This window comes from Erwinia sp. (assembly GCF_031978025.1).
Classification (GTDB): Bacteria; Pseudomonadota; Gammaproteobacteria; order Enterobacterales; family Enterobacteriaceae; genus Erwinia.
This window is the reverse complement of sequence record NZ_DALZCD010000255.1, coordinates 1-6,387: the sequence shown is the minus strand read 5'-3', so window position 1 is coordinate 6,387 and position 6,387 is coordinate 1. Positions and strand designations below refer to the sequence as shown.

The window sequence follows — 6,387 nt, the reverse complement described above, 5'->3', positions numbered from 1 at the left end:
CAGGTATTTGGTATTGGCTCAAACCAGCTTTTCTACCACCAGCGGTGCCCATGGGCGATCGTTCCAGATGCGATCCTGCGCATCTTTATAGAGCGAGGCTTTTTTCTGATTGTCCGTGGTGTTTAACGCGTCGGCTAAATCCTTATCCACCTGGGGATTACTGTAAAAAGCGGTATTGAAAATAGTTGGCGGCCAGGACTGCGTGGCAAACAGCGGCGTCAGCGCCCAGTTAGCTTCGCCCGTCGAGGCGCTCCAGCCGGTATAGAACATTTTCACGCCACTCTCTTTCTGGCCCTTGTCTTCAACCTGAGCCGCGCGCTGGCCAGCATCCATTGCAGTGACCGTGACTTTAATTCCTACCTGCGCCAGCTGTTGCTGAGTAAACTGCAGCACTTTCTGCGCTGTACTATGGTTATGTGAAGACCATAGCGTGGTGCTGAAGCCGTTCGGGTAGCCTGCCTCTTTTAGCAGTTCACGCGCTTTCGCCGGGTTGTACTCCAGCGGCGGGTAGCTCTGCGCATACTGGATCGACGGCGGTACAATGCCGGTAGCCGGCGTGGCATAACCGGCAAAGGCCACTTTCACCAGCGCCTGACGATTGATAGCGTAGTTAATGGCTTCACGTACTTTTGGATTATCAAATGGCTTCTGGGTGACGTTAAAACTGATATAGCGCTGCATGATGGAAGGCGTGGCTACCAAATCCAGCTTGCTGTTTTTTTCCAGCAGTTTGGCCTGCTCATAAGGGATGGGGAAAGCAAAGTTTGCCTCACCGGTTTGCAGCATCGCGGCGCGGGTATTGTTATCTACCACCGGACGCCAGGTAATGCTGTCCAGTTTCGGATAGCCAGCCTTCCAGTAACCGGCAAACTTTTTCACCTTCACAAAATCGGTCTGGTTCCAGGTTTCCAGCTCGTACGGGCCGGTGCCGACCGGATGAAAACCGATCTCTTTACCGTATTTCTTCAGCGCGGTCGGTGAAATCATCGCCGCTGCCGGGCTGGCAAGCGTATTGATAAAAGCAGAGAACGGCTGTTTCAGGGTAATTTTTACGGTGGTAGGATCGACCACTTCGGTAGTGGCCACAGACTTAAACAGATTGTAGCGCTTGAGATGATTATCAGGATTGCTGGCGCGATCCAGGTTCACCTTGACGGCCTCAGCATTGAAATCGGTGCCGTCCTGGAACTTGATGCCGCTGCGCAGCTTGATGGTATAGGTCAGCCCATCCTTGCTGGCGTCAAAGCTTTCAGCCAGCACGTTAATTCGCTTCATCTCTTTATCAAAGCCGAACAGACCCTGATAGAAGGATTTAGCCACCGCCTGTGACAGCGTGTCGTTAGCATCATAAGGATCGAGCGTGGTGAAATTAGAGCCAACGGCGATGGTTGCATCTTTTGCCGCCCAGGCCGGAACCGCCGTCAGGCTGCTCAGGATCCCGGCAGCCAACAGCAGCTTGCGTTCAATAATCATGCTTTTTCTCCTGTAACTTTGTTATGCAGCATATTCAGACGCCGCCGACGGCATGACGGGCGACATAGTGTCCTGTGCCCACCTCTACCAACGGCGCGACTTCAGGTTCTTCGCCAACGGCCCGAATCGGGCTGGGAATTTCATCTGCCAGCAGCGCGCGTTCGCGACGGCGATGTTGCGGATCGGCTACCGGCACAGCAGACATTAATTTACGCGTATAGGGATGCTGAGGATTTTCGAATACCGCCTGACGCGAACCAATTTCTACAATCTGCCCCAGATACATCACCGCCACGCGATGGCTGATCCGTTCCACCACCGCCATATCGTGAGAAATAAACAGAAAAGCGATGCCGAACTCGCGCTGCAGATCCATCATCAGATTGACGATTTGTGCCTGCACCGACACGTCTAACGCCGAGACGGATTCATCAGCGATAACGACTTTTGGATTTAGCGCCAGCGCCCGTGCAATGCAAATACGCTGTCGCTGACCGCCGGAAAACTCGTGCGGGTAGCGCCGGGCGTGTTCCGGTAGCAGGCCGACCCGTTCAAGCAGCCAGGCCACGCGCGCTTCGGCCTCTTTACCTTTCGCCACGCCATGCACCAGCAGCGGCTCCATAATAGAAAAGCCCACCGTCAGACGAGGGTCGAGCGAAGCATAGGGATCCTGAAAGATAAACTGGATATCGCGCCGCAGATGAGAGAGCGCCGCACCGGTAAGGTTGTCGATGCGCTGCCCGTTAAAGGTAATGGTGCCCCCCTGACTGGCCACCAGCCGCAACAGCGAACGTCCGGTAGTGGATTTCCCGCAGCCCGATTCGCCTACCAGCGCCAGCGTTTCGCCCGCGTGCAGATCGAAACTGACTTTTTCCACGGCATGAACGCGGCGCGTAACGCGGTTGAAAATACCGCTACGTATATCGAAACGCGTGACCAAATCCCTCACCTGCAGCACCGGCGGGGCATTAGTCACAACGGTATCCTGTTTTTCGTCCATTTGGTTACCGACCGTCAGTAACGGAAAATGGGCCGGAAAAGGTTTGCCCCGCATCGCGCCCAGTTTCGGCACGGCGGCCAGCAACGCGCGGGTGTAATCCTGCTGCGGATCCTGAAAGATAGCGTCAACCGGCCCGTTTTCCACCACATCGCCGCGATACATCACCTGGACGCGATCGGCCATTTCCGCCACCACGCCCATATCATGGGTGATAAAAATCACGCCCATCTGCATCTCTTTTTGCAGCACGCGGATCAGCTGCAGGATTTGCGCCTGAATAGTCACGTCCAGCGCCGTGGTGGGTTCGTCAGCAATCAACAGCGCCGGCCGACAGGAGAGCGCCATGGCGATCATCACCCGCTGGCGCATCCCGCCAGAAAGCTGATGCGGAAAGCGGCCCAGCACGTTTCTGGCTTCGGGGATACGCACTAAATCCAGCATCCGTTCCGCTTCTTTCAGCGCCTCGCGGTGGCTTTTGCCCTGATGCAAAATAATGGATTCTGCGATTTGATCGCCGACAGGGAATACCGGATTGAGCGAGGTCATCGGCTCCTGAAATATCATCGCCATATCCGCGCCACGTACCTTGCGTAAGGCTGATTGTGGCGTACGGAGCAGATCGATCGTTTCGCCGCTGCGGCGTCGCAGCCAGATCTCGCCGCTGTCGATGCGCCCTCCGCCCTGCTCTATCAGCCGCATCAGCGCCAGCGAGGTCACCGATTTCCCGGATCCTGATTCACCTACTATCGCCAGCGTTTCGCCACGCTGCACATCCAGCGAAAGATTTTTTACCGCCTGCACGGTTTCGCCTTCCTGTGCGAAGCTGACGCTTAAGTTTTTAACCGACAAAACCTGTCCGGCGGGCAGAGCGGATCCACTGGCCATACTGACTCCCTATTCTTCGCGATAGATTCCCACGTTTGGCGCATCGCCCACGTAGCCAAAACCCCGATACATGCCTTCGCTGTTAAACGGCAGCGCAATGTTGCCTTCACGATCTATCGCTATGACGCCGCCGCTGCCGCCCAGCACGCTGATTTTTTCCATCACCACGCGCTCGCTGGCCTGCTTAAGAGACAACCCGCTGTATTCCATCAAGGCCGCAATATCGTAGGCCGCCAGCGTACGCATAAAGACTTCGCCGCTGCCGGTGCAGGACACCGCCACGTTGGCGTTATTGGCATAGCAGCCCGCGCCCACAATCGGCGAATCACCGACGCGCCCGGCCTGCTTGTTAGTCATCCCGCCGGTTGATGTGGCCGCTGCCAGATTACCGTGCCGATCCAGCGCCACCGCGCCTACGGTCCCGAATTTACGATCGGGATCGAGCGGATCGCCGGACGACCGGGTCTCACCATCATGATCCAGCAGAATCTCCTGCTGCTTTAGCGCTCGCTGTAGCTGTTCAAACCGTTCCGGAGTAGAAAAGAAATCGGGCGGCACCGGCGCAAATCCTTGCTCAACAGCAAACTGCTCTGCCCCTTCGCCAATAAACAGTACGTGCGGACTTTTTTCCAGTACGGCCCGCGCGACCAGTATCGGGTTGCGCACCTGTTTCACACCCGCGACCGCGCCTGCTTCCAGCGATCTGCCGTCCATCACGCAGGCGTCCAGTTCATGTGTGCCCTGATGAGTAAAGACCGCCCCCTTACCCGCATTAAAAAGTGGACACTCTTCCAGCAGACGCACGGCTTCCGTTACCGCATCCAGCGCACTGCCGCCCTGTGCCAGGATCGCCTGGCCGCTGGCAACAATGTCTGAAAGCGCCTCAATATAGCGCCGCTCTTTGTCTGCGCTCAGGCTGGCGCGGGCAATAGCACCCGCGCCGCCATGAATGACGATCGCTGCTCTGCTCATGATCCGTTTACTCTGCGTGTCAAATCGGCAAGAAAAACACTGTGTTAGAATGGTTTTATCGAATTGTGACCGTTTTTGACTATAGGCAGGCTGTAAAGTGATGTAAAGCGGAATGTGGGCACAGCGGTAATAACGAAAGCTTATGGTTTATAACCTGTTTGTCGCTTTGCGTGACCGCATGGATAATTCGCGCCATACTATTTGCCATCTGATTGTATAGCCTGCCCGCACTGGCGGGTACGCCGAGGACGTTATGGAAGCTTTTACTGCGGGACTGATCTCCCTTGACGATGCGCTGTCTACCATGCTGGATAGCGTTACGCCGGTTACAGAAACTGAAACGGTCCCGCTGACGGCGGCCACGGGCAGAATTACCGCTGCGGCCGTTATCTCTCCTGTTGATGTGCCCCCGTTTGCCAACTCCGCGATGGACGGTTATGCCGTACGCCTGGCCGACCTGACCTCGGGCAGCCCGCTGCCTGTGGCAGGTAAAGCCTTTGCCGGCGCCCCCTTTAGCGGCGACTGGCCCGCTGGCAGCTGCCTTCGCATTATGACCGGCGCGCCCGTCCCGGCAGGCGCAGAAGCCGTGGTCATGCAGGAAGAGACCGAACAGGCTGGCGAAGCCGTTAACATCCTGGCGGCGGTCAGGGCCGGGCAGAATATCCGTCTGGCCGGTGAAGATATTGCCCGGGGTGCGAGCGTACTAAAGGCCGGAACCCGCCTGGGCGCGGCAGAACTTCCGCTGCTGGCCTCGCTCGGCGTGCCGGAAGTGACCGTTAAACGTCGGCTGCGCGTGGCGGTGTTTTCTACCGGCGATGAGCTTCAACCGGTCGGCGAGCCGCTTGCCGCCGGGCAAATTTATGACACCAACCGCTTTGCCGTACGTCTGATGTTGGAAAAGCTGGGCTGCGAGGTGATTGACCTCGGCATTATTCGCGATAATCAGACCGCGCTGCGTGCGGCCTTTATTGAGGCGGACAGCCGGGCCGACGTGGTCATCAGCAGCGGCGGCGTGTCGGTGGGCGAAGCGGACTACACGAAGGCAATGCTGGAAGAGACAGGCAGGATCGATTTTTGGAAGCTGGCGATCAAACCGGGCAAACCCTTTGCTTTCGGCCGTCTGCAACACAGCTGGTTTTGTGGACTGCCGGGTAACCCCGTTTCCGCCGTGCTGACCTTTTATCAGCTGGTACAGCCCCTGCTGGCGAAACTTAGCGGCCTGACGGCTTCCGCGCTGCCGCCACGTCAGCGGGTAAAATGCGCCAGCAACCTGAAAAAAACGCCGGGCAGGCTCGATTTTCAGCGCGGTGTGTTATCGCAAAACGCCCAGGGCGAGCTGGAAGTCAGCAGTACTGGCCCGCAAGGCTCGCATGTCTTTAGCTCATTCAGCCAGGCAAACTGCTTTATCGTGCTGGAGCGCGAGCGCGGTAACGTTCAGGCTGGCGAATGGGTGGAAGTCGAGCCGTTTAACAGCCTGCTGGAGGGGTAATGAAGCCTGAATTAAGTGACGAGGAGATGCTGCGCTACAACCGTCAAATCGTGCTGCGTGGCTTCGACTTCGACGGGCAGGAAGCGCTGAAGGCGGCTAACGTCCTCATCGTCGGGCTGGGCGGGCTGGGCTGTGCCGCCAGCCTTTACCTCGCCTCCGCTGGGACAGGCCATATGACGCTGGTGGATTTTGACAGCGTTTCCGTCTCTAACTTACAGCGGCAAATCCTGCATCACGATGCGCAGATCGGCCTGCCAAAGGTCGAGTCCGCGCGCCGTCAGCTCAGCGAAATCAATCCTCATTGCGTAACAGAGGCGATCGATCGCCAGCTTGATGATGCGGAGCTGGCTACCTTGATTGCCCGGCATGACGTTGTGCTGGACTGTACCGATAACGTGGCAACCCGCGAGCAGCTAAACCGTCTCTGCTTCGCCAGCAAGACGCCGCTGGTTTCCGGCGCGGCTATCCGTATGGAGGGGCAAATCAGTGTATTCAGCTGGCAGGAAGCGGAGCCTTGCTATCGCTGCCTGAGCCGCCTTTTTGGCGACGCTGCGCTAAGCTGTGTGGA

Annotated in this window: 4 protein-coding genes and 1 pseudogene; 2 read left to right on the top strand and 3 right to left on the bottom strand. The window is 57.4% G+C overall.

The window, feature by feature from the left end; translation table 11 throughout:
• Positions 1-21: 21 nt before the first annotated feature.
• The 3 genes and pseudogenes from gsiB to RTK32_RS17410 form a co-directional block, all read right to left on the bottom strand.
• Positions 22-1,473: pseudogene (gene gsiB, locus RTK32_RS17420) on the bottom strand (glutathione ABC transporter substrate-binding protein GsiB); the annotation flags it as partial.
• Positions 1,474-1,507: 34 nt separating this feature from the next.
• Entirely contained in the window at positions 1,508-3,358 is a 1,851-nt protein-coding gene (gene gsiA, locus RTK32_RS17415; RefSeq protein ID WP_312046179.1) for a glutathione ABC transporter ATP-binding protein GsiA, read from the bottom strand.
• A gap of 9 nt (positions 3,359-3,367) precedes the next feature.
• Complete coding sequence (locus RTK32_RS17410; protein ID WP_312046177.1) at positions 3,368-4,330, bottom strand: isoaspartyl peptidase/L-asparaginase; 963 nt, start codon at positions 4,328-4,330, stop codon at positions 3,368-3,370.
• Between the two features lie 253 nt (positions 4,331-4,583).
• On the opposite strand from RTK32_RS17410, the gene moeA reads away from it, so the two are divergent.
• Together moeA and RTK32_RS17400 are read left to right on the top strand one after the other, a co-directional pair.
• Positions 4,584-5,819, top strand: a complete 1,236-nt coding sequence (moeA, locus tag RTK32_RS17405) for a molybdopterin molybdotransferase MoeA (protein ID WP_312046175.1) — start codon at positions 4,584-4,586, stop codon at positions 5,817-5,819.
• Positions 5,819-6,387, top strand: a 569-nt coding sequence (locus tag RTK32_RS17400; protein WP_312046173.1) for a molybdopterin-synthase adenylyltransferase MoeB, incomplete at its 3' end; no start/stop codon positions are given. The genes moeA and RTK32_RS17400, both read left to right, overlap by 1 nt.